Raw genomic sequence first — 22,586 nt, forward strand, 5'->3', positions numbered from 1 at the left:
CAGGTGCGCCGCCCCTTACCGTCGATTTCTGCGGTTACTCCTGCTTCTTACGGCGGCTGCCGAAGACGATCTCGTCCCAGCTGGGCACCGTCGCCCGGCGTCCCGGCCGGACACCGTCCGCCTCGGCCTGCCGGTCCGTGGTGCCGACCAGCCGGTCGCGGTGGCCCGCGACGGCCCGCGGCATCAGGACGTCCGCGTAAGCGGAGCCCGCACCCGTGCTCGCCGCGGGCGGAGCGGCCTCCTCGGCCGCCGGCTCCTCCGGCTGCTCCGCCGGAGCGGTCTCCGGGGGCGCGGACGGCGGTGACGGTACGACCATGTCGCCGCGGAAGCTCGGCACCGCCTCCAGCAGGCTGGTCAGCGAGTCCCGGTCCTCCTCGGCACGTTCGGCACTGCGCTCCTGCGGCCGGTCGGGCCGTTCCAGCTGCCGGTCGAGCGCCCGGTCCAGCGGGCGGTCCCTGGGCAGCCGGGCGATCCGCGGCACGAAGGGGAAGCTCGGCGGCTCCTTGGAGTCCTGGGTCTCCGGGGTCTCCTGCTGGGTGGTCTCGCCGATCAGCGCCCGTGCCTCGTCGTCCACGGCCTGGACGAGCCGCCGGGGCGGGTCGTACGTCCAGCTCGCGGAGTGCGGTTCACCGGCCACCCGGTAGACCAGCAGGACTTCCCAGGTGCCGTCGTCGCGCCGCCAGGAGTCCCAGAGAACGGTCTCCTTCTCGGCGCCGCGCAGCAGCAGCCGCTCCGCGACCGCTTCACCGAGCTGCGGTCCGGCGCTCTCGCCGTGCCGCCGCACCGGGGTCTTCCTGGCCCGCTCGGCCATGAAGGCGCGCTCGGCGAGCACCGGACCCTCGAAGCGGCGGACCCGTTCCACCGGAATACCGGCGGTCTGGGCGACCTCTTCCGCTGAGGCTCCGGCTCGTATCCGTGCCTGGATGTCCCTTGGCCGCAGGTGGCTCTCGACCTCGATCTGGCCGAGGCGGGCACGGTCATTGCGTACCGCTGCCCGGAGTCGCTCGTCGATGGGGAGCGAGTATTCCGTGCTGTCTGCAGCCTTGAGCACCAGTCGTGTGCCGTCGTTGCTGACGGCCACGACACGCAGTTCGGGCATGGGAACCTCCCGGGTGGTGCCTGCCGACGTCACGTGCGTCGCTGCTCCCGTTGGACGAGTGTGGCCTGCCCAGGTGCGGCACGCCACAACCTTGCAGGGTTACCCGGCGTGTCGGGCAGGTGCCGTGACTCGCCGTTATGGGACGGTGACCAGTTGACCACTCAGAGTGACCAAACGCGGCACCCCGGGATGAGCACCGCCTCCGGGCTCCCCTCCCGTTGGTCCGGGCAACCGGACGGGAAGCCGGAGCCAGGATTCGCCACAGTACTCCATTCGGGCCACTGGGGTGGGTTGCGGCGCTGCCGAAGTTCCTCCGCGACAAGGGAGTTGAGTGGCGAGGCTCACAGAATGGCCGCAAGTGGAACTACTGCCTTCGCCCATATGTCTCTTCTCTGTGCAAGGAGGATGAGATCGGCTACCCAGGTATGGATATGGACGAAAAGGACGAGCGCGAGGAAACGTCCCAGCGGGGACGGCTGGACCTGAGCGTCCCCCAAGTGGCGGGCAGTGCGCTGGCGGCCGTGACCGCGGCACTCCTGGCGTCGCAGCTCGGTGTGTACGGGACGATCATCGGCGCCGGCGTGGTCAGCATCGTGGCCACCGCGGGCGGCACGGTCTTCCAGCACTTCTTCCGGCGCACCGGCGAGCAGATCCGCACGGTGTCCACCCGGCACCTGCCGGTCTCCGTCCCGGGGACGGACCCGGAGGCGGGCTCCGCCCGGCTGCTGGAAGAGCTGCCGCCACCGGGCGAGGACGGGATCCCCGACGGGGAGTACGGCGAGGCGACCGTGCACGGCACGACCAAGCGCGGCTGGCGCAAGTCGGCGATCGGCGCCGTGGTCGTCTTCGTGCTGGCGATGGGCACCGTCACCTCGATCGAGCTGGCCACCGGATCGGAGCCGTCGGTCACGGCGGTCTTCGACGGCGGCGGATCGCACCACCGGCCGCCGGCCGACCGGCCGAGCGCCCCGGCCTCCGATCCGGCCCGCACCCCCGGGGACACCCCCTCGCCCGGATCGTCGACGACTCCTTCGGAGTCCTCGTCGCCGTCACCGACCCCCTCGGGGAGCGGCAGCGGCTCGCCGACGCCAGATCCCAGCGGTTCCCCGTCCTCGGGCGGCAGCCCGAGCACCAGCACCTCGCCGACCCCGGACCCCGGCCAGTCCTCGGACGACGGCAAGGGCGGGGCGGGCGGCAGCGCGTCTCCCGGCGCCCAGGGGGCCGCCGCGGGCGCCGGGACGCAGAACTGAGCGCGTAGGACCCTGAGCGGTCCTACGCGCCGAGCACCCGCCGCAGGTAGTCGTTGCCGAAGAGCCGCTGCGGATCCAGCCGGTCGCGCAGGGCGGTGAACTCGCCGAAGCGCGGATAGACCCCGGAGAAGTACTCCGCGTCACGGGTGTGGACCTTGCCCCAGTGCGGCCGGCCCTCGTGCGCGGTCATGATCTTCTCGGCCGCGGTGAAGTACTCCTGGTAGCGGCTGCCCCGGTACATGTGGACGGCGATGTACGCGCTGTCGCGGCCGGAGGCGGTGGACAGGGTGATGTCGTCGGCGGGCGCGATCCGCACCTCCACCGGGAAGCTGATCCGCAGCCCCGACGACTCGACCATCGCCTTGAGCTCGCGGATCGCCCCGACCGCGGCCTCGCGCGGCACGGCGTACTCCATCTCCACGAACCGCACCCGGCGCGGACTGGTGAAGACCTTGTACGCGATGTCGGTGTACGTACGGGCCGACAGCGCGCGGCTGGAGACCTTCGCGATGCCGGGGATGGTGCCGGGAGCGGCCTTTCCGAGCGAACAGGCGGCCTGGAACAGGCCGTTGGAGAGCAGCTCGTCGTCGATCCAGCCCTTGACGGGGGAGAGCGGGGCGGCCGGGCCCTGACTGCGGTTGTTGCGCTTGGTGTTGCAGCTGTCGGTGTGCGGGAACCAGTAGAACTCGAAGTGCTCGTTCTCCGTCGTCAGCTGGTCGAACTCCGCCATGACCCGGTCGAAGCCCATCGGCTCCTCGCGGGCGGTGAGCAGGAACAGCGGTTCGACCGCGAACGTGATCGCGCTGATCACCCCGAGGGCGCCGAGCCCGAGCCGGGCCGCCGCGAAGACATCGGCGTTCTCGTCCGCCGAGCAGGTCAGCACGGAGCCGTCGGCCAGCACCAGTTCCAGGCCCTTGATCTGGGCGGATATCGATCCCGAGTCACGGCCGGTGCCATGGGTGCCGGTACTGGTGGCGCCCGCCACCGTCTGCTCCATGATGTCGCCCATATTGGTCAGCGACAGGCCCTCGGCGGCCAGCGCCGCGTTCAGCTGGTGGAGCGGAACCCCCGCCTCCACGGTGATCGTGCCGCGCTCGCGGTCGATCTCCCGGATCGCCGCCAGCCGGTCCGGCCGGATGAGGACCCCACCGGTGGCGGCCGCGGCGGTGAACGAGTGCCCGGTGCCCACGGCCTTCGCCGTCAGCCCGTCCTCGGCGGCCTGGCGAACGGCGGCGGACAGCTCGTCCACCGAGGCCGGCGACACACTGCGCCGCGGCTGGGAGGTGACGTTCCCCGCCCAGTTACGCCACGCCTTCTCGGCGGTTCCGTTCATCGTGCTCGTCGTGCTCATACGTACGCGCCCCCTCCTGCTCCGGCGCCGGCCGCAGCCGGCGGAACCCCAGGACCGCCACCACCACGGCGAGTGCCCCGGCGGCGGCCGGTACCGAGAACGCCGCCTCCGCCCCCGACGAGTCGATCACCCACCCGGACACCGAGGCTCCGAGAGCCACGCCGACCGTGATGCCTGTGCTCACCCACGTCATGCCTTCGGTCAGCTTCGCACGCGGTACCAGCTGTTCGACCAGGGCCATGGTGATGACCATCGTCGGTGCGATGGACAGGCCCGCGGCGAACAGCGCTACGGCCAGGAACCACAAGTTTCCGACCAGTAGGAGCGGGATCATACTCACAGCCATCACGCACACACCCACCAGGAAGCCCCGGAAGGCGGGCCCCTTCAGCCGGAGCAGCCCGAAGGCCAGCCCCGCGACGCAGGAGCCGAACGCGTACACCGCGAGGACCAGGCTGGCCGCGGCCTTGTGGCCCAGCTCGTCGGCGAAGGCCACCGTCGTGACCTCGACCGAGCCGAAGATCGCGCCGGTGCAGGCGAAGGTGGTCACCAGCACCTGGAGGCCGGGGGAGCGCAGCGCCGAGCCGCCCGCGTGGGAGGCCGTGGGGTGCGGGACCGGTTCCGTCGAGCGCTGAGCGGTCAGCAGGAACGTGCCGATCGCGAGGAAGACCGCCGCGAGCAGCGGGCCGGCCTCGGGGAACCAGACGGTGCACAGCCCGATCGACAGGATCGGGCCGACGATGAAGCAGACCTCGTCGACCACCGACTCGAAGGAGTACGCGGTGTGCATCGCGGGGGTGCCGTGGTGGATCACCGCCCAGCGGGCCCGGACCATCGCGCCCAGACTCGGAGTGGCGCCCGCCATGACGGCGAAGACGAAGAGCGTCCAGTCCGGCGCGTCCCACACGACGCACAGCAGCAGCCCCGCCACCGCCATCACGGTGACCCCGGCCGCCGGGCGCAGCACGCGGCGCTGCCCGTAGCGGTCAACGAGCCGGGACACCTGCGGGCCCATCACGGCGCCGGACATCGCGAGCGTCGCGGAGAGCGCGCCCGCCAGCCCGTAGCGGCCGGTGACCTGGGAGATCATCGTCACGATGCCGATGCCCAGCATCGACAGCGGCAGCCGGCCGATGAAACCGGCGGCCGAGAAACCCTTGGTTCCAGGTGCTGCGAAGATCGCGCGATACGGGCTGGACACGGGCACTCCACGGCGTCTTCGCCGGCGTCGGTAAGGCTTGTGACTGTCCTCCACAGGTTACGTGGCAGGGCAATCGCTTTTCTGGACGCCGGGCACCAGTGGCAGGATCGGACCCATGTCCGATCACAACGAGGCCGGTCCCGCGGCCGTGCCCTATGACGCGCTGCTCCTGCTGTCCTTCGGCGGCCCCGAGGGACCCGACGACGTCGTCCCGTTCCTGGAGAACGTCACCCGCGGCCGGGGCATCCCGCGGGAGCGGCTCAAGGAGGTCGGGCAGCACTACTTCCTGTTCGGCGGGGTCAGCCCGATCAACGCGCAGAACCGCGAGCTGCTCGACGCGCTGCGCAAGGACTTCGGCGAGCACGGCCTCGCCCTGCCGGTCTACTGGGGCAACCGCAACTGGGCGCCCTACCTGGTCGACACGCTGCGCGAGATGACCGACGACGGGCACCGCCGCATCCTGGTGCTCGCCACCAGCGCCTACGCCTCCTACTCCGGCTGCCGCCAGTACCGGGAGAACCTGGCCGGCGCCCTCGCCGAGCTCGCGGCCGAGGGCAGGCCGGTGCCGAGCGTGGACAAGCTGCGGCACTACTTCAACCACCCCGGCTTCGTGGAACCCATGACCGACGCGGTCCTCACCGCGCTCGGCGAACTGCCCGTCGAGGTCAGGGCCGGCGCCCATCTGGCGTTCGCCACGCACTCCATCCCGACCGCCGCCGCCGACACCTCGGGCCCGGTGGAGGGCCACGGGAACGGCGGCGCCTACGTGGCGCAGCACCTGGACACCGCCCGGGTGATCGCCGACGCGGTACGGGAGGCGACCGGCACCGAGCACCCCTGGCAGCTCGTCTACCAGTCGCGCAGCGGCGCCCCGCACATCCCGTGGCTGGAGCCGGACATCTGCGACCACCTCGCGGAGCTGCACGAGGGCGGCGTGCCCGCCGTCGTCATGGTGCCGATCGGCTTCGTCTCCGACCACATGGAGGTCAAGTACGACCTCGACACCGAGGCGGCCGCCAAGGCCGCCGAACTGGGGCTGCCGGTCGCGCGGGCCGCGACCGTGGGCGCCGACCCCCGGTTCGCCGCCGCCGTGCGCGACCTGGTCCTGGAGCGGGCGGCGAGCGAGCGCGGCCTGGCACCGCGGCCCTGCGCGCTGGGCTCGCTCGGTCCGAGCCACGACGTCTGCCCGGCGGGCTGCTGCCCGTCCCGGAGCCCCCAGCCCGCTGTCGCGGGCACCGACTGAGGAGAGCCGTGAGCACCGAACTGCTGGAGATCGCGCTGGAAGCCGCCCACAAGGCGGGCGAACTGCTGCGCACCGGCCGGCCGGCCGACCTCGGGGTGGCGGCCACCAAGTCGAGCCCGATCGACGTCGTCACCGAGATGGACATCGCCGCCGAGAAGCTGATCACCGAACTGATCGCGAAGCACCGTCCCCAGGACGGCTTCCTCGGCGAGGAGGGCACCGAGAGCCCGGGCACCAGCGGGGTGCGATGGGTCGTCGATCCGCTCGACGGCACCGTCAACTACCTGTACGGGTTGCCCTCCTGGTCCGTGAGCATCGCGGCCGAGGTGGACGGCGAGACGGTGGTGGGGGTCGTCGCGGCCCCGATGCGCGGCGAGACCTACCGGGCGGTGCTCGGGCAGGGCGCCTTCGTCAACGACACCCCGGCCCGGCCGCGCCCGGTGCCCGAGTTCGCGCACGCGCTGGTCGGCACCGGCTTCAGCTACCTCACCGACCGCCGGGTGACGCAGGCGGAGGTGCTGCGCACCCTGCTGCCGAAGGTGCGCGACATCCGGCGCGGCGGATCCGCCGCGATCGACCTCTGCGACGTGGGCTGCGGACGGCTGGACGCGTACTACGAGCGCGGCCTGAATCCCTGGGACTTCGCGGCCGGCGCCCTCTTCGCCCGGGAGGCGGGCGTCCGCACCGGCGGGCGCCCCGGGCAGGCTCCCTCGAACGAGCTGACCGTCGCCGCGGGACCCGGCCTCTTCGAGGCGCTCCAGGGCCTGCTGGAGGACCTGGGAGCCTGGCACGACTGACCTGGACCGGCACGGCCGTCCGCGGGCGGCAGCGGGTCGGGCAGCGCTCGCGGGAAGGGCGCTCCGGGTGCTGTGTCAGGGCCCTGTGAAATGATCGCCGAGCGGCTCAAGGGGGGCCGTTCAGCATCGTTCATGGGGGAATCATCAACATTCGCATAGGCGCGTGGGGCGCCGCCGCACTGCTGGGGGCGGTCGCCCTTCCGGTCGTCCTGCAGCCGGCCGCGGCCGCCGCTCCGGCCAACCTGTACGTCAACAACGCGGCGTCCGCGCACTGCACGGACACCGGCTCCGGCCTGGAGGCCAAGCCGTTCTGCACCGTCTCCGCCGCGGTCGCCGCGGTGCAGCCCGGCCAGACGGTGCACATCGCGCCGCAGGGGACCTATCCCGAGCAGGTCAATCTCACCAAGTCGGGCACGGAGGCCGCCCCGATCACTCTCGTCGGGGACCCCGTGTCCTCATCCGGGGTGTGGTCCAGCGCCTACTACTCGGCCACCATCGGCAAGCGCGACGCCGGCGGTACGGCCCGCGGGCTGACGATCAGCGGCGCCCAGCACATCCGGATCAAGAGCCTCAACTTCGCCGCCGTCGACGAGGGGGTGCGGATCGAGAACTCCTCGGACGTGTCGTACGTCAGCGGATGGGTGACCGGGGCCGCCACGGCCGCCGTCCACGTGCTCGGCACCTCCGAGAAGGTCACCGTCGGGCGCCTGAACCTCGACGTCATCAGCGGTCCCGGCATCGTGGTGGACCCCGGTGTCAAGGGCGCCGTGCTGACCACGAACCACGTGAACGCGTATGACGGCGACGGGATCTCCGTCACGGACTCACCCGGCGCGGTCGTGGTGGGCAACTCCGTCTTCAGCCGTTGCCACGACGGCATCGTGCTGGCCGGGGCCTCCTCCGGTGCGACGATCGCGAACAACGTCATCGCGCCGACCGACGTGCCCGGCTGGGACTCCTTCGAGTGCTTCTCGGAGCACCCCACCCGCCTGACCGTGGCCCCGGGCTCCGTCACCGGAACGAAGACGGACTACAACGTCCTCAGCACGATCGACGGCCGGTCGGCGTACAACTGGGCGGGCACCGCGTACGGGTACCAGCCGGCCTTCAGGTCCGCGACCGGCCAGGGCACGCACGACTTCTTCGCCGATCCGCTCGTCCCCTGGAAGGGCGACAAGCACGCCAAGCCGCTGCCGGCCATCGACTCGGCGGACATCACCGCCCCCGGGATGCTCGACGTCGACTCCCAGGGCAACAAGGCGGTGGACGACCCGCTGACGCCGAACAGCGGCGGCGGCCACCGGGACCGGGGTGCCCGGGAGTGGCTGGACGTCGGCAGCCTCTACACCCCGCAGGGGCCGACGCGTCTGCTGGACACCCGCTCGTCGCATGGTGACGCCACGCAGCTGCCGACGGCCGTCTCCATGCAGCTTCAGGTGACCGGCCGGAACGGGGTGCCGGCCACCGGCGTCACCGCGGTGACCCTGAACGTCACCGCCACCGGTACCACCGGCGCGGGCTTTCTGGCCGTCTACCCGACCTATTCGAAGCCGATCGCCTCGAACCTCAACTGGGCGGCGGGCGACACCGTCGCCAACCTGGTGACCGTTCCGGTGGGCGACAACGGCCGGATCACCATCCAGCGCGGTGGTCAGGGCACCACCGATGTGATCGCCGACCTGGCGGGCTATTACAGCGCCAAGGGAAGCGTCTTCACCACCGCGGGCCCCACCCGGGCAATGGACACCAGGAACGGCACGGGCGCGCCGCAGGGCGCGGTCCGCTCCGGCGGCTCCGTCGATCTCCAGATCGCGGGTACCAACGGCGTCCCGGCGACCGGCGTCACCGCGGTGACGCTGAACGTGACGACGACCGCGCCGACCGCCTACGGCTTCCTGACGGTGTACCCGCACGGCGCGACCCGTCCGGTCGCTTCGAACCTCAACTGGGCGCCGGGCAGGACCGTCGCCAACCTGGTGACGGTCCCCGTGGTGGACGGCAAGGTGTCCTTCTACAGCGGGGGCACCGGCTCTGGCACGGTGCAGGTCATCGCGGACGTGGCCGGCTACTACAGCGACCAGGGACACAACACCTTCCACGCCGAGACGCCCTTCCGGGTGCTGGACACCCGTAAGGCCGACCCGAGCGACTGCACCGACCGGAGCCGCCCGGCCGCCGTCATCCCGCCCGGCGGAACGCTCGATGTCGCCCTCAACTGCTACCAGACCTCCGATACCACGTCGCTCACGCTCAACGTGACGGTGACCGGCACGGGCGCCCCGGGCTTTCTGACGGTGTACCCGCACGGGCAGCAGAAGCCGGTGGCCTCCAACATCAACTGGATCGCCGGCCAGACGGTCCCGAACCAGGTCGTCGTCCCGATCGGGGACGGCAAGATCTCGTTCTTCAACGGCAGCGGCGGGAACATCGACCTGGTGGTCGACGTCCTCGGCTACCACTCCGTCTGACCGCTCGGCTGACGACCGCCCGCTGCCGCACGCCCGTCCGGGTGCGGCAGCGGGCACGGAAGCGCCCCGGCACCAGGGAGGTGTCCGGGGCGTGCCGACGGCTGCTGCTCTGCCGTTCCGGTTCGGGGGCCGTGGCCTGGCGGCCCGGCCGGGCGTACTGGTCAGGCGTACTGGTCAGGCGACCTTGGACTGGATGTGCACGCCGTGTTCCGCGGCCAGGCGCCGCAGATCGTCGAGCTCGCCCTGTTCGACCTCGGCAAGGAACTCGTCGCCGGCCTCACGGGCGTGGTGGAGGTCGGATTCAGTGCTGTGTATCCGCTGCAGGATTCCGGTGGTGAATGCGTCCATCAGCTGGCGCCCCCTCGTCGTCGTCGTTGACACGGGGTGTGTCAAAGCCCATAACGGCGCGGCGGGAAGCGCGTCGGGGCTTGGTTGGTGGGTGTACGACGGGTCCTCCCCGGGCCCGGCGACGAGGAAACCTCGAGCGGACGACGAATTCCGGTCCGGTCGCCACTTACCGCCGGTTTACGGCCGTCCGGTGCAGGATGGGAGCACATTCGTACTGCTCACGGAAGGAACAGCGCCTTGCGCGTACTGGTCGTCGAGGACGAGCAACTGCTCGCCGATGCGGTTGCCACCGGACTTCGCCGCGAGGCCATGGCCGTCGACGTCGTGTACGACGGCGGCGCCGCCCTGGAGCGGATCGGGGTGAACGACTACGACGTCGTGGTCCTCGACCGTGACCTTCCGGTCGTCCACGGTGACGACGTCTGCCGGCAGATCGTCGGGCTGGGGATGCCGACCCGGGTGCTGATGCTCACCGCCGCCGGCGATGTGAGCGACCGGGTGGAGGGGCTGGAACTGGGCGCCGACGACTATCTCCCCAAGCCCTTCGCGTTCAGCGAGCTGACCGCACGGGTCCGCGCGCTGGGCCGCCGGACGACCACGGCCCTGCCGCCGGTCCTGGAGCGGTCCGGCATCAAGCTCGACCCCAACCGCCGGGAGGTCTTCCGGGACGGCGCCGAGGTGCATCTGGCGCCGAAGGAGTTCGCGGTGCTGGAGGTGCTGATGCGCAGCGAGGGCTCGGTGGTCTCCGCCGAGCAGCTCCTGGAGAAGGCGTGGGACGAGAACACCGACCCGTTCACGAACGTGGTGCGGGTGACGGTCATGACGCTGCGCCGCAAGCTCGGCGAGCCCCCGGTGATCGTCACCGTGCCGGGCTCCGGATACCGGATCTGACCGGCGTGACCACTTCCTCCGCCCCGCCCCCGCCCCCCGCCAGGCCACCCGCCGACCGGGCCGCTCCCCGCCGCCCCGGCTGGGACCTGCTGCTTAAACCGAGGCGCCGCCCCCGTGGCTGCGGCCGACGATCCGGATACGGCTGACGGTCCTGTACGGCGGCATGTTCCTGATCGCGGGCGTCCTGCTGCTGTGGATCAACTACCTGCTGGCCGCACAGGCGCTGCACCAGGGCATGGAGCTGCCCTTCCGGCTGCTGGGCGCCAATGTGCAGCCGACGGACGCGTGTCCCAATCTGCAGAGCAGCAGCGGCAGCAGCACCATCGACCAGTTCAACGCCGCGCTGAACATCTGCATGCAGCACCAGCGCGAGCTGGCGCTCAACACGCTGCTCAGGCGCTCGCTGATGGCCCTCATAGGGCTGACCGTGGTCGCCTTCGCCTTCGGCTACGTGATGGCCGGGCGGGTGCTCTCGCCGCTGGGCAGGATCACCCGCACCGCGCGCGGCGTGGTCAGCTCCGACCTCAAGCGCCGGATCGAGCTCGACGGACCGGACGACGAGCTCAAGGAGCTCGCCGACACCTTCGACGACATGCTCGACCGGCTGGAGCGGTCCTTCGACGCGCAGCGCCGCTTCGTGGCCAACGCGTCGCACGAACTGCGGACGCCACTGGCGATCAACCGCACGCTCCTGGAGGTGCAGCTGGCCGACCCGGAGGCGTCGGCCGACCTCCAGCAGCTCGGCAAGACCCTGCTCGCCACCAACGAGCGCAGTGAGCAGCTCGTGGAGGGCCTGCTGCTGCTCGCCCGCAGCGACAACGAGATCGTGCACCGCAAGCCGGTGGACGTCGCGGAGGCGGCCTCCCAGGCGCTCGACCAGACCCGCGCCGAGGCGCAGGCCAAGGGCGTGGAGCTGCGCAGCGAGCTCGGGCCGGCGGTCGTGCAGGGCAACGGCGTGCTGCTGGAGCGGATCGCGCTGAACCTGGTGCAGAACGCCGTCCGGTACAACACGGCCGACGGCTGGGTCGAGGTGACGACCGGCACCGAGGCGGGCCAGGCCCTGCTGATAGTGACGAACACCGGCCCGGTGGTGCCCGCCTACGAGGTGGACAACCTCTTCGAGCCCTTCCGCCGGCTCCGTACGGAGCGAACGGGCAGCGACAAGGGCGTGGGCCTGGGGCTGTCCATCGCGCGCTCCGTGGCGCGCGCTCACGGCGGCTTCATCTCGGCGGAGCCGAGGGAGGGCGGTGGCCTGGTCATGCGGGTGGTGATCCCGCTCTGACCGCGAACCCGACGGCGGACCCGGTGGCAGGGTCCGCCGTGGTCGGCCGAAGTCTTCCGAAGGGTCTTCCGAGGGCCGCAGAACCCCTCGTGAGGGTCGGATCGTGTTCGCTTTGCGAGTAATTTCGCGGTCTGTGAATCGAGGGGAGCTGGTGTGATTGATCACACCTGGAATTCCGGTCCTGCCTACCCTGCGTGATCACTACGCCCGAAAAAAGACCGGAAAATCCATGTTTCCGCTGGTCATGATCACGGGAAGTACACGTGTTGGCACGAGTGATGTGCGACTTTCAGACCGGAACAGGTCCTGATCGGCCACTGCCACGATCACCTCATCCGGGGTGACGTTGGGTGTCGATTGAGTAACAGGCCTTGATGTGAGGCAAAATCTCCGCCTCAGGTCGGGCACAAGTCCGGCCTCCCGCGCGTTACGTGCGCAGACACCAGCAGATACCCAGAGGGGGAGAGCGACACATGGCAACGGATTACGACACACCACGCAAGACTGACGATGACGTCAATGAGGACAGCATCGAGGAACTGAAGGCTCGCCGGAACGAGAAGTCCACGTCCGCGGTGGACGTCGACGAGTTCGACCAGGCCGAGTCCCTGGAGCTGCCCGGCGCCGACCTCTCCAACGAGGAGCTTTCGGTCCGGGTGCTTCCCCGGCAGGCGGACGAGTTCACCTGCATGACCTGCTTCCTGGTGCACCACCGCAGCCAGCTGGCCGGCGAGGCGAAGAACGGCGACCCGATCTGCCGCGACTGCGCGGCCTGAGGCAGCGGGTAGCCGTGAAGGGCTCGCCTGAGGGCCGGGAGGACGACGAGCGGGGCCGTGCGGCCTCGCTCGCGGCCGCCATAGGGCGCGGGGTGAAGAGCGGGGCCAGGAAGGGCGGCAGGGGCGCGCGGGTCGGTATGGGCTCGCTCGCCGAGCGGCTCGTCGACGCGGCCCCGCGCATCCCCGTGCGCGACCTGGACACACTGCGCAAGCAGTTCCCGGGTCTGGGTCCCGAGGACATCGCGGACAAACTCATCGCCGGTGCCGTCAAGGGCACCATGACCGTCGGAGCAGGCGTGGGAGCGGCGGCGATGCTGCCGACCCCGCCCGCCATGCCGGCGGAGCTGGCCGCGGAGACGCTCGGCGTCGCGGCAGTCGAGTACAAGCTCATCGCCGAGCTGCACGAGGTCTATGGGCTCCGTGCGGCCGGCACCGTACGGGAGCGCGCGACCGCCTACCTGTGGTCGTGGACCGAGCAGCGCGGCATCGACGTGCTCAAGCTGTCCTCGCTCAACGTCGCACTCGGCGGCAAGATGAAGCGGGAGCTGCGCCAGCAGCTCATCAAGCGCACGGTGCGGAACCTGCCGACGCTGACCCCGTTCATGATCGGCGCGGCCGTCGGCGCCACGATGAACCGGCGCGACACCAAGAGGCTCGCGGAGAAGGTCCGAAAGGACCTGCGTGCCGCTCAGATCCCCTGGGACGCGCTGCCCGGCCCCGAGCTGCCCCAGGCTCCCCCGCCTCCCGCTATCGAGCTCTGACGGCCTCCAGGGCCTGTGCCAGGCGCTCCGGGGAGCGCGTCGACAGATAGACATACGGCGTCGGGTCCGCCGGGTCCGTGATCTCCACCTTGAGCGCGGTCGGCACGTAGCTGCGCAGCAGCATGAAGGCGCGCGGGTTGGCCTTCCGCCCGCGCCAGGCGATCGTCTCCGCCGGGTCCAGCACCGTCGCCTCGCCCAACGCCGCGACCGGGATCTTCGCCTCGCCGGCGACCAGCGAGCCGGCCACCACCCGGATCCGCGCCGAACCGTACGAACTCAGGCCCATCGCCGCCAGCGCGGTCCCGCCGGCCAGACCCGCCAGCATCGGCAGCACCCCGAAGGGGAAAAGGATCAGCGCGGCGGAGACTCCCGCCCCCAGAGCCAGGAGCCACCAGGAGCGCGGGACGGTGAGGCGTTCGTCGTAGGGCTGCATGGCACCCAGCTTGGCAGACGCTTTCCGGCCGTCCACCGCCCGGCCGGTCACTTCCCGCGCAGCCGGTCCACCGCCCGCGCCACCCGCGGCGGGGCGGCCCGCAGACCGCTCGCGAGCTGCTTGGCCCAGTCCGTCGCGACGGTCGGCGCCAGCACGTCCAGGGCCGCCGCGGAGCGGGCGCCGCCGCCCACCAGGTACCGCGCCAGCGGGCGCCGGGCGTTCAGCGCCTTGAGGACCGCCAGGGCCACCGGACGCGGACCGGGCAGCGTCCGGGCGTCGCGCACCACCTGGTCGGCGCCGGAGTACTGGTCGCGGTAGGCCGAGGTCCGCCCGGCCGGCAGCAGCTCCGCGCCCTGCTCCCAGATCCCGGTGCGGTGCGAGCCCGGCTCGATCAGCACGACCTTCACACCGAAGGACTCGGTCTCCATGCGCAGCGCGTCCGTCACCGACTCCAGGCCCTGCTTGCTGGCGCAGTACCAGCCCAGCATCGGCAGCGAGACCCGGCCGGCGACCGACGAGATGTTGACGATCCGGCCGTCCCGGCGCTCCCGCATCGCCGGCAGCACCAGCCGGGCGATACGGGCCGGGGCGATCAGGTTCGTCTCCAGCTGGCGCCGCACCTGCTCGTCGCCCACGTCCTCGACGGCACCGGGCTGGGCGAAACCCGCGTTGTTGACCACCGCCCAGGGGCCGCCGTCCGTCATCATCGCGATCTCCGTGAACGCCTGGACGCACGACGTCGCGTCGGCCACGTCCAGCAGTACCGTCCGCACCGCCGCCCCCGTACGTTCCACCACCGCCCGCAGTGTCTCGGCCTTCTCCGGCGTCCGCACCGTGCCGATCACGTCGAATCCGGCGTGCGCGAGCTCGAGGGTGACGGCGAGGCCGATGCCTCGGCCGGCTCCGGTGACGACGACGGACTTGGGACTCATGTGCGCTCCGGTCAAGGTGGGGTGGAAGCCGGTACGGGTCAACGGACGGCCGACGGGAAAGGATCCCGCAGGAGGGTAGGGTCTCGGGCGTGAGTGGAGCTACCGCATCCGAGAGCCCTGGCCGGCCGGGCCTGAAGCCGCCGCCAGACGCAGGCCTGCCCGTACGGCATCCCGGTGCGCCCGCGCCCGGCGAACTGCTCGGGGCGCACTACGACCAGTGTTTCGGCTGCGGCGAGGGACAGCCGCACGGACTGCACCTGGAATCCCGTGCGGGTGATGGCGTGAGCGTCACCGCGGAATTCACCGTACAGACCGCCCACCAGGGCGCGCCGGGCCTCGCGCACGGCGGCGTGCTGGCCTCGGCGCTGGACGAGACGCTCGGCTCGCTGAACTGGCTGCTGCAGGTCATCGCGGTGACCGGCCGGCTGGAGACGGACTTCGTCCGCCCGGTGCCCGTCGGCACCACCCTGTATCTGCGGGCGCACTGCCGCGCGGTCGCCGGACGGAAGATCTACAGCACCGCCGAGGGCCGGATCGGCGCCCCCGACGGCCCGGTCGCGGTCCGCGCCGAGGCCCTGTTCCTGGAAGTGAAGCTCAACCACTTCACGGACAACGGACGTCCCGAGGAGATCCAGGCCGCGATGTCCGACCCCGACCAGGTCAAGGTCGCCCGCGCCTTCGAGGTGAACCCGTGAGTGAAGCGGCACGGCGTCCCGTGGACGTTCTCATCCGCCGTCTCGACGACTCGGTGCCCATTCCGGCGTACGAGCACCCCGGCGACGCGGGAGCCGACCTGGTGACCACCCAGGCCGCGGAACTCGCCCCCGGCGAACGAACGGTGCTCCCCACCGGCGTGTCCATCGCGCTGCCGGACGGGTATGCGGCCTTCGTGCACCCCCGCTCGGGCCTCGCGGCCAGGTGCGGAGTGACCCTCGTGAATGCCCCGGGAACGGTCGATGCCGGGTACCGTGGGGAGATCAAGGTGATCGTGGTCAACCTGGACCCACGCGAGAGCGTGCGGTTCGAACGGGGAGACCGGATCGCCCAACTGGTCGTCCAGCAGGTCGAACGGGTCCGCTTCCACGAGGTCGCGGAACTTCCCGGTTCTGCCAGGGCCGCTGGGGGCTTCGGCTCCACCGGGGGGCATGCCTCGGTAGGTGATGCCCCCGACGGCCAGACCAGTAATGGATTCGCTTCGGTCGTTGCAGACCGGGAAGGACAGTGACCGTGTTCCGTCGTCGTCGCAAGGAGCGCGAAGACGCCCTCGACGAGCTCGAGGGCGCGAGCCCGGACGAGCTGGCCGAAGACGCCGAAGACGCCGGGGAGTCCGACGACTCCGGCGAATCGGGTCGGTACAACCTTCCGCCCGCCCCCAGGCCCGACGGGCCCTGGGACCTGAGCGAGGTCAAGCAGCCCGGCGAGGGCCGGGTGGACCTCGGCGGACTGTTCGTGCCCGGTGTCGAGGGCATGGAGCTGCGCGTCGAGGTGGCCGGTGAGTCGATCGTCGCCGCGACCGTGGTGCTGAACGACAGCGCTGTCCAGCTGCAGGCGTTCGCCGCCCCGAAGTCCGAGGGCATCTGGGGCGAGGTCCGGGACGAGATCGCGTCCGGCATCACCAAGCAGGGCGGCATCGTCGACGAGATCGAAGGTTCGCTGGGCTGGGAGCTGCGCGCGCAGGTGCCCGTACAGCTGCCGGACGGTACGAACGGTGTGCAGCTGGTCCGCTTCATCGGCTGTGACGGCCCGCGCTGGTTCCTGCGCGGGGTCATCTCCGGCCAGGGAGCGGTGCAGCCGGAGGCCGCGGGCCTGCTGGAGACCGTCTTCCGCGACACCGTCGTGGTGCGCGGCGAGACGCCGATGGCGCCGCGCGACCCGATCGTGCTGAAGCTGCCGACCGACGCCCAGATGGTGCCCGAGGGCATCGCGCAGGAGGAGACCGAGGGGCCGAAGTTCGGCGACGGGCTCGACCCGTTGCGCCGCGGCCCGGAGATCACCCAGATCCACTAGTGTTTTGAGTCGGGAATTCTGTTCAGATATGAGGCGAGGCGTTCGAGGATCTCGTCTGCGGTCTTCGTCCAGAGGTAGGGCTTCGGGTCGGTGTTCCATGCGGCGATCCAGTTACGGATGTCCTTCTCCAGGGCCTGGACGGACTTGTGGACGCCTCGCCGTATCTGTTTGTTGGTCAGCTCGGCGAACCACCGCTCGACAAGGTTCAGCCAGGACGATCCGGTCGGGGTGAAGTGCAGGTGGAAGCGGGGGTGGGCCAGCAGCCACTTCTTGATCGCAGGTGTCTTGTGGGTCGCGTAGTTGTCGCAGATCAGATGAACGTCCAGGCCGGCCGGCACTTCCTTGTCGAGTTTGATCAGGAACTTCTTGAATTCCTCGGCCCGGTGGCGGCGGTGCAGGGACCCGATCACTTTGCCGGTGCCGACCTCGAGCGCGGCGAACAGGGTGGTGGTGCCGGCACGGACGTAGTCATGGGTGGCTCGCTCGGGAACCCCGGGCATCATCGGCAGCACGGGCTGGGACCGGTCCAGGGCCTGGATCTGCGACTTCTCGTCCACGCAGAAGACCAGGGCCCGCTCGGGCGGGTCCAGGTAGAGACCGACGACATCATGGACCTTGTCCACGAAGTACGGATCCGTCGACAACTTGAAGGTCTGCGACCGGTGCGGCTGCAGGCCGAACGCCCGCCAGATCCGCGACACCGACGACTGCGACAAGCCCATTTCCTTCGCCATCGAACGAGTCGACCAGTGCGTCGCGTTCTTCGGCGTGGATTCCAGCGTCCTGGTGACCACCGCGGCAACCTGCTCGTCCGTTACCGTCCTGGGGCCACCCGGACGCGGCATGTCACCCAGACCGGCAATCCGGAACTGCACAAACCGGGCCCGCCAGCGCCCCACCGCCTGCGGTGTGGAACCGAGTCGAGCCGCCACGTCCTTGTTCGGGACACCGTCGGCACACGCCAGAACGATCCGACACCGCAGGGCCCACGCCTGCGGCGTGGAACGACGCCGCACCCACTCCTCGAGCGCGGCCCGTTCCTCATCCGACAGCGTCAACTCGGCCTTCGGCCGCCCCATCCGTGCCATAGGCCAAGCCTACACATCTGAACAAAATTCCCGACTCAGAACACTAGGGCGGGTTGCGAAAGTAGCGCCGTTCGCCCGGAGGGCGTGGCCCACGGCGTCTGGTGCGTGCGCTCGCAAGGCGGAGGGTCGTCCTCGTACTGGACGTACTGGGACGAGCCCGACAACGCAGCGAGGGCGCGTGCCAGACGCCGTGGGCCAGGCGGGACTTTCGCAACACGCCCTAGAACCCGCCGCACCCCGTTCCACCGGTGCGTCGGATGACCGACCACGGCCAGGGGCCGGATCCATGATCACGGATCCGGCCCTTCGCCATGTCCGGAGGAGCCCGGGCCGGGAAATCCTTGACCAGGTGGATAGGCTCCAGCTGGCAAGCGCGTACACGCAGTAGCAGTACGGCGGCCGGGGCCGACGGGTGCGGCGCACGGCCGGGAACGACCACAACGGGGTGTGGCCCGGTGATCCGGGTCAGGAGGGGGACAGCGCATGAGCGAGCAGTCGACGGGGCACGCGGGGACGGCGGTCGCGGACGGGCCGGCGACGGGGGAGATGGTCGTCGTCGAGGACCTTCGCCGCACCTACGGCAGCGGGGAGACGGCCGTGCACGCGCTGCGCGGTGTCTCCTTCCGGGTGCCGCGCGGTGAGCTGGTGGCCCTCAAGGGCCGATCCGGCTCCGGCAAGACCACCATCCTCAACCTGGTGGGCGGCCTGGACTCGCCGGACGGCGGCCGGATCACGCTCGACGGCACCGACCTCGCCGGGCTCGGCGACAACGGCCTGCTGGCGCTGCGCCGCGACCGAATCGGCTTCGTCTTCCAGTCCTTCGGACTGATCCCGATCCTCACCGCCGCCGAGAACGTCGGCGTCCCCATGCGGCTGCGCAAGGTGCCGCCGCGCGAGCGCGAGGAGCGCGTGGAGCTGCTGCTGTCGCTCGTCGGGCTCTCCGACCACGCGGCCCAGCGCCCCGGCGAGCTGTCCGGTGGCCAGCAGCAGCGGGTCGCCATCGCCCGCGCCCTGGCCAACCGGCCCGTCCTGATCATCGCGGACGAGCCGACCGGTCAGCTCGACGCCGAGACCGGCCTCGCCGTCATGGAACTGCTGCGCGCCGTCGTCCGCAGCGAGGGCGTCACCGCCCTCGTCGCCACCCACGACGCCCAGCTGCTGGCCCTGGCCGACCGGGTGCTCGAACTGCGCGACGGCCGGATCGTCGACGAGAGCTGAGCCGGCGGCCTGAGCACCGGGGCTCAGCCGCCGTCCGCCGCCTTGAGCGTGGTGGCCACGCTCTGTCCCTGGAAACCGCTCCGCAGGGTGACCTTGCCGCTGCCGGACGTCCCGGCGGCGCCCGGCGGCGTGCCGGTGCAGGAACCCGGGCAGATGGCCGCGGATCCCGCCCAGGACGTCGCCCACCGAGCCGTCGTGCGGCAACCGCTCCTGGGCCGTCACCCGCCCGCGCAGGTCCACCACGGCGAAGGTGGTGTGCGGCAGCGCGATGTGCACCCCGCAGACGGCGTGGTGGGCGGGGTCGACGTCCACCGGCACCTGGGGGCGGCCGGCCCGTGGCGGACCGTCCGGCGGCGGCAGCTCGCGCAGCAGCCCGAGCCCGATCAGCTCGGCCGTGTGCCGGGAGACGGCGGCCGGGCTCAGCCCGGTGTCCCGCGCCAGCGCGGTCCTGGCCACCGGACCGCCCCGCAGCACGGCCCGCAGCACCGCCCCGGTGGCGCCGCCCTCGCCGCCGCGGCCGGCGGCCGGCGCGGGCACGGACGGCAGGGCGACGAGCCATGGCGGGCGGTTGGTGGAGGGCATGCGCCGATGCTCGCTGGCGGCGCGCGGCGGGTCAACGGTCCGGCGTTACGTCCGTATGGCAGTCCTGCGAACGCGGTTTGTCACACGCTGCCGCGGCCCATCGCGGCCCCCTGATGAACGGGGAACCCTGCGGCCGGCAAGGGTCCGGAGGGTCACCCGGAGGGGTTAAGGCGCCGTCAAGGTACTCCCCGGCGGCCACCCCGGTCCCATATGTCCCCTTCGGTCGTTCTAAGGTCGAGACAAGCGCCGCACGCGCGTCCGGGCGACAGGCGCATCCGAGCAGAACGATGGGGCCATGGCACGCGGCAAACTGCGCATCTACCTCGGAGCGGCCCCCGGCGTGGGCAAGACCTACGCCATGCTCTCCGAGGCGCACCGGCGTACCGAGCGTGGCACCGACCTCGTCGTCGCCTTCGTCGAGCACCACCGGCGCCCGCGCACCGAGGTGATGCTGCACGGCCTGGAGCAGATCCCGCGCCGGGAGCTGGAGTACCGCGACGCGGAGTTCACCGAGATGGACGTGGACGCGGTGCTCGCGCGGCATCCAGCGGTCGCGCTCGTCGACGAACTCGCGCACACCAATGTGCCCGGCTCGCGCAACGTCAAGCGCTGGCAGGACGTCGAGGAACTGCTCCAGGCGGGGATCGACGTCGTCTCGACGGTCAACATCCAGCACCTGGAGTCGCTGGGCGACGTGGTCGAGTCGATCACCGGCGTCCGGCAGCGCGAGACCGTGCCCGACGAGGTGGTGCGCCGTGCCGACCAGATAGAGCTGGTCGACATGTCGCCACAGGCGTTGCGGCGCCGGATGGCACACGGCAACATCTACGCCTCCGACAAGGTCGACGCGGCGCTGTCCAACTACTTCCGGCCCGGCAACCTCACCGCGCTGCGCGAACTGGCGCTGCTGTGGGTCGCCGACCGGGTCGACGAGTACCTCCAGGAGTACCGCGCCGACCACCGGATCTCCGCCGCCTGGCAGGCCCGCGAGCGGATCGTCGTCGGCCTCACCGGCGGACCCGAGGGCCGCACCCTGATCCGCCGGGCCGCCCGGATGGCGGCCAAGGGCTCGGGCAGCGAGATCCTCGCCGTCCACATCGTCCGCAGCGACGGGCTGGCCTCGGGCTCCGCCAAGGAGCTGGCCGCCCAGCGGACCCTGGTGGAGGACCTCGGAGGATCGTTCCACCACGTCATCGGGGAGGACATCCCCGAGGCCATGCTGGACTTCGCCCGTGGGGTCAACGCCACCCAGATCGTGCTCGGCACCAGCCGCCGCAAGGCCTGGCAGTACGTGCTGGGGCCCGGCGTAGGCTCCACCGTCGCCCGCGAGTCCGGCGACATCGACGTCCACATCGTCACCCACGAGCACGCCGCCAAGGGCCGCGGACTGCCCTCCGCGCGCGGCGCCAGCCTGGGCCGCTCCCGGGTCGTGGCCGGCTGGCTCACCGGGGTCGTGGGTCCCGTCCTGCTGGCGCTGCTGCTCACCAACTGGCACCCCGGGATGAGCCAGGCCACCGAGATGCTGCTCTTCCTGACCCTCACGGTCGCGGCGGCCCTCGTCGGCGGGCTGCTCCCGGCGCTGGCCTCCGCCTTCGCCGGATCGCTGCTGCTCAACTACTACTTCACGCCGCCCACCCACTCCTTCACCATCGCCGAGCCCGAGAACATCATCGCGATCGTGATCTTCGTCGTGGTGGGCCTCGCGGTGGCCTCCGTGGTGGACCTCGCGGCCCGCCGCACCCAGCAGGCCGCCCGGCTGCGCTCCGAGGCCGAGATCCTGTCGTACCTGGCCGGCAGCGTGCTGCGCGGCGAGAGCTCCCTCGAGGCCCTGCTGGAACGGGTCCGCGAGACGTTCGGCATGGACTCGGTGGTGCTGCTGGCCCGCGACAGCGACCACGGTGCCTGGACCCGGGAGGCCAGCGTGGGGGAGCGCCCCTGCCTGCGCCCCGAGGACGCCGACGTCGAGGTGCCGGTCAGCGACCGGCTCTCGCTGGCCCTCACCGGGCGGGTGCTGCCCGCCTCGGACCGCCGGGTGCTCTCCGCCTTCGCCGCGCAGGCGGCCGTCGTCATGGACCGGCAGCGGCTGGAGGGCGAGGCCGAGCACGCCCGCGAGCTGGCCGAGGGCAACCGCATCCGCACCGCGCTGCTCGCAGCCGTCTCCCACGACCTGCGGACACCGCTGTCGGCCATCAAGGCGTCGGTGTCGTCGCTGCGCGCCGACGACGTCGCCTGGTCCGACGAGGACGAGGCCGAGCTGCTGGCCGGCATCGAGGACGGCGCCGACCGGCTCGACCACCTGGTCGGCAACCTGCTCGACATGTCCCGCCTGCAGACCGGCACGGTCACCCCGCTGATCCGCGAGATCGATCTCGACGAGGTGGTGCCGATGGCGCTCGGCGGCGTCCCGGAGAGCAGCGTCGTCCTCGACATCCCGGAGAGCCTGCCGATGGTCGCCGTCGATCCCGGCCTGCTGGAGCGCAGCGTCGCCAACGTCGTCGAGAACGCCGTCAAGTACAGCTCCCCGGGGTCCAAGGTGGTGGTGGCCGCCAGCGCGCTGGGCGACCGGGTGGAGGTGCGGGTCGTCGACCGCGGCCCCGGGGTGCCGGAGACCGCCAAGGACCGGATCTTCGAGCCCTTCCAGCGCTACGGCGACGCACCGCGCGGCAACGGCGTGGGCCTGGGCCTCGCGGTCGCCCGCGGCTTCGCCGAGTCCATGGGCGGCACGCTGGTCGCCGAGGACACCCCCGGCGGCGGCCTGACCATGGTGCTCACCCTCCAGGCCGCCCTCGGCGGCCGTCCGGCCCGCCCGGACCTGCCGGCGGGGGCGACGTCGTGAGGGCGGGCAGCAGCACCGTGACC

Annotated in this window: 21 protein-coding genes; 14 read left to right on the top strand and 7 right to left on the bottom strand. The window is 71.4% G+C overall.

Features of this window, described 5'->3' with window-relative positions:
* Window positions 1-34: 34 nt before the first annotated feature.
* Window positions 35-1,099 (bottom strand): septation protein SepH, encoded by a 1,065-nt coding sequence (sepH, locus tag C8250_RS31355; protein WP_138357500.1) that lies wholly within the window; start codon window positions 1,097-1,099, stop codon window positions 35-37.
* A 425-nt stretch (window positions 1,100-1,524) separates the two neighbouring features.
* Between sepH and C8250_RS31360 the strand changes: the two genes are divergently transcribed.
* Window positions 1,525-2,349, top strand: a complete 825-nt coding sequence (locus tag C8250_RS31360) for a hypothetical protein (RefSeq protein WP_232485538.1) — start codon at window positions 1,525-1,527, stop codon at window positions 2,347-2,349.
* A 22-nt stretch (window positions 2,350-2,371) separates the two neighbouring features.
* Here the strand turns inward: C8250_RS31360 and C8250_RS31365 are convergent, their stop codons facing one another.
* Together C8250_RS31365 and C8250_RS31370 are read right to left on the bottom strand one after the other, a co-directional pair.
* On the bottom strand, window positions 2,372-3,700 hold the full coding sequence (locus C8250_RS31365) for a D-arabinono-1,4-lactone oxidase (protein WP_187145044.1): 1,329 nt from the start codon (window positions 3,698-3,700) through the stop codon (window positions 2,372-2,374).
* On the bottom strand, window positions 3,651-4,901 hold the full coding sequence (locus C8250_RS31370; protein WP_138357502.1) for an MFS transporter: 1,251 nt from the start codon (window positions 4,899-4,901) through the stop codon (window positions 3,651-3,653). Before C8250_RS31370 ends, C8250_RS31365 begins: the two co-directional genes overlap by 50 nt.
* 115 nt (window positions 4,902-5,016) lie before the next feature.
* Here C8250_RS31370 and C8250_RS31375 point away from each other — a divergent pair, with 115 nt between their 5' ends.
* The 3 genes from C8250_RS31375 (at window position 5,017) to C8250_RS43795 (ending at window position 9,409) form a co-directional block, all read left to right on the top strand.
* Window positions 5,017-6,144: a ferrochelatase gene (locus C8250_RS31375; protein ID WP_138357503.1), complete on the top strand. Its 1,128-nt coding sequence runs from the start codon at window positions 5,017-5,019 to the stop codon at window positions 6,142-6,144.
* 8 nt (window positions 6,145-6,152) lie between these two features.
* On the top strand, window positions 6,153-6,941 hold the full coding sequence (locus C8250_RS31380; RefSeq protein ID WP_244809470.1) for an inositol monophosphatase family protein: 789 nt from the start codon (window positions 6,153-6,155) through the stop codon (window positions 6,939-6,941).
* A gap of 242 nt (window positions 6,942-7,183) precedes the next feature.
* A complete protein-coding gene (locus tag C8250_RS43795; RefSeq protein WP_274599428.1) occupies window positions 7,184-9,409 on the top strand; it encodes a right-handed parallel beta-helix repeat-containing protein in 2,226 nt (741 codons plus the stop codon).
* Between the two features lie 174 nt (window positions 9,410-9,583).
* Here the strand turns inward: C8250_RS43795 and C8250_RS31390 are convergent, their stop codons facing one another.
* Window positions 9,584-9,757 carry a hypothetical protein gene (locus C8250_RS31390; RefSeq protein WP_187145045.1) on the bottom strand — a complete coding sequence of 58 codons (174 nt, stop codon included), beginning with the start codon at window positions 9,755-9,757 and terminating at the stop codon, window positions 9,584-9,586.
* A 237-nt stretch (window positions 9,758-9,994) separates the two neighbouring features.
* Here C8250_RS31390 and C8250_RS31395 point away from each other — a divergent pair, with 237 nt between their 5' ends.
* The 4 genes from C8250_RS31395 (at window position 9,995) to C8250_RS31410 (ending at window position 13,467) form a co-directional block, all read left to right on the top strand.
* The gene (locus C8250_RS31395; protein ID WP_138357505.1) at window positions 9,995-10,648 is read left to right on the top strand and encodes a response regulator transcription factor; all 654 of its coding nucleotides are present in this window, start codon (window positions 9,995-9,997) and stop codon (window positions 10,646-10,648) included.
* 118 nt (window positions 10,649-10,766) lie between these two features.
* Window positions 10,767-11,930: a HAMP domain-containing sensor histidine kinase gene (locus C8250_RS31400; protein WP_187145337.1), complete on the top strand. Its 1,164-nt coding sequence runs from the start codon at window positions 10,767-10,769 to the stop codon at window positions 11,928-11,930.
* A 473-nt stretch (window positions 11,931-12,403) separates the two neighbouring features.
* Entirely contained in the window at window positions 12,404-12,706 is a 303-nt protein-coding gene (locus C8250_RS31405) for a DUF4193 domain-containing protein (protein ID WP_138356502.1), read from the top strand.
* Window positions 12,707-12,720: 14 nt separating this feature from the next.
* Complete coding sequence (locus C8250_RS31410; protein ID WP_307811531.1) at window positions 12,721-13,467, top strand: hypothetical protein; 747 nt, start codon at window positions 12,721-12,723, stop codon at window positions 13,465-13,467.
* Here C8250_RS31410 and C8250_RS31415 read toward each other — a convergent pair.
* Window positions 13,454-13,900, bottom strand: a complete 447-nt coding sequence (locus C8250_RS31415) for a DUF3093 domain-containing protein (protein ID WP_138356504.1) — start codon at window positions 13,898-13,900, stop codon at window positions 13,454-13,456. The genes C8250_RS31410 and C8250_RS31415 overlap by 14 nt on opposite strands.
* A 47-nt stretch (window positions 13,901-13,947) precedes the next feature.
* Window positions 13,948-14,832 (bottom strand): SDR family oxidoreductase, encoded by an 885-nt coding sequence (locus C8250_RS31420; RefSeq protein WP_138356505.1) that lies wholly within the window; start codon window positions 14,830-14,832, stop codon window positions 13,948-13,950.
* Between the two features lie 89 nt (window positions 14,833-14,921).
* Between C8250_RS31420 and C8250_RS31425 the strand changes: the two genes are divergently transcribed.
* Genes C8250_RS31425 through C8250_RS31435 form a run of 3 tightly spaced genes read left to right on the top strand, consistent with a single transcriptional unit; the run spans window position 14,922 to window position 16,839 of the window.
* Window positions 14,922-15,527, top strand: coding sequence for a PaaI family thioesterase (locus tag C8250_RS31425; protein ID WP_138356506.1), 606 nt, complete (start codon window positions 14,922-14,924; stop codon window positions 15,525-15,527).
* Window positions 15,524-16,057: a dUTP diphosphatase gene (gene dut, locus C8250_RS31430; RefSeq protein WP_138356507.1), complete on the top strand. Its 534-nt coding sequence runs from the start codon at window positions 15,524-15,526 to the stop codon at window positions 16,055-16,057. The genes C8250_RS31425 and dut overlap by 4 nt, the downstream gene beginning before the upstream one ends.
* 2 nt (window positions 16,058-16,059) lie before the next feature.
* Window positions 16,060-16,839 (top strand): DUF3710 domain-containing protein, encoded by a 780-nt coding sequence (locus C8250_RS31435; protein WP_138356508.1) that lies wholly within the window; start codon window positions 16,060-16,062, stop codon window positions 16,837-16,839.
* On the opposite strand, the gene C8250_RS31440 is transcribed toward C8250_RS31435, so the two are convergent.
* On the bottom strand, window positions 16,836-17,918 hold the full coding sequence (locus tag C8250_RS31440) for an IS630 family transposase (RefSeq protein ID WP_187145338.1): 1,083 nt from the start codon (window positions 17,916-17,918) through the stop codon (window positions 16,836-16,838). The genes C8250_RS31435 and C8250_RS31440 overlap by 4 nt on opposite strands.
* Window positions 17,919-18,410: 492 nt before the next feature.
* On the opposite strand from C8250_RS31440, the gene C8250_RS31445 reads away from it, so the two are divergent.
* From C8250_RS31445 to C8250_RS31455, 3 genes are all read left to right on the top strand, one after another.
* Window positions 18,411-19,145, top strand: a complete 735-nt coding sequence (locus C8250_RS31445; protein ID WP_138356510.1) for an ABC transporter ATP-binding protein — start codon at window positions 18,411-18,413, stop codon at window positions 19,143-19,145.
* An 87-nt stretch (window positions 19,146-19,232) separates the two neighbouring features.
* Window positions 19,233-19,841 carry a hypothetical protein gene (locus C8250_RS31450; RefSeq protein WP_138356511.1) on the top strand — a complete coding sequence of 203 codons (609 nt, stop codon included), beginning with the start codon at window positions 19,233-19,235 and terminating at the stop codon, window positions 19,839-19,841.
* A 181-nt stretch (window positions 19,842-20,022) separates the two neighbouring features.
* Entirely contained in the window at window positions 20,023-22,563 is a 2,541-nt protein-coding gene (locus tag C8250_RS31455) for a sensor histidine kinase KdpD (protein WP_138356512.1), read from the top strand.
* Window positions 22,564-22,586: the final 23 nt, after the last annotated feature.

Source organism: Streptomyces sp. So13.3, from assembly GCF_005860785.2.
In the GTDB taxonomy this organism is placed as follows: domain Bacteria; phylum Actinomycetota; class Actinomycetes; order Streptomycetales; family Streptomycetaceae; genus Actinacidiphila; species Actinacidiphila fildesensis.

Bases quoted from the DNA above. Each gene is read 5' to 3' on its own strand.
- C8250_RS31375 (WP_138357503.1), top strand. From the start codon at position 5,017: ATGTCCGATCACAACGAGGCCGGTCCCGCGGCCGTGCCCTATGACGCG.
- C8250_RS31415 (WP_138356504.1), bottom strand. From the start codon at position 13,900: ATGCAGCCCTACGACGAACGCCTCACCGTCCCGCGCTCCTGGTGGCTC.
- C8250_RS31445 (WP_138356510.1), top strand. From the start codon at position 18,411: ATGAGCGAGCAGTCGACGGGGCACGCGGGGACGGCGGTCGCGGACGGG.
- sepH (WP_138357500.1), bottom strand. From the start codon at position 1,099: ATGCCCGAACTGCGTGTCGTGGCCGTCAGCAACGACGGCACACGACTG.
- C8250_RS31405 (WP_138356502.1), top strand. From the start codon at position 12,404: ATGGCAACGGATTACGACACACCACGCAAGACTGACGATGACGTCAAT.
- C8250_RS31365 (WP_187145044.1), bottom strand. From the start codon at position 3,700: ATGAGCACGACGAGCACGATGAACGGAACCGCCGAGAAGGCGTGGCGT.
- C8250_RS31455 (WP_138356512.1), top strand. From the start codon at position 20,023: ATGGCACGCGGCAAACTGCGCATCTACCTCGGAGCGGCCCCCGGCGTG.
- C8250_RS31360 (WP_232485538.1), top strand. From the start codon at position 1,525: ATGGATATGGACGAAAAGGACGAGCGCGAGGAAACGTCCCAGCGGGGA.
- C8250_RS31390 (WP_187145045.1), bottom strand. From the start codon at position 9,757: ATGGACGCATTCACCACCGGAATCCTGCAGCGGATACACAGCACTGAA.
- C8250_RS31420 (WP_138356505.1), bottom strand. From the start codon at position 14,832: ATGAGTCCCAAGTCCGTCGTCGTCACCGGAGCCGGCCGAGGCATCGGC.
- C8250_RS31440 (WP_187145338.1), bottom strand. From the start codon at position 17,918: ATGGGGCGGCCGAAGGCCGAGTTGACGCTGTCGGATGAGGAACGGGCC.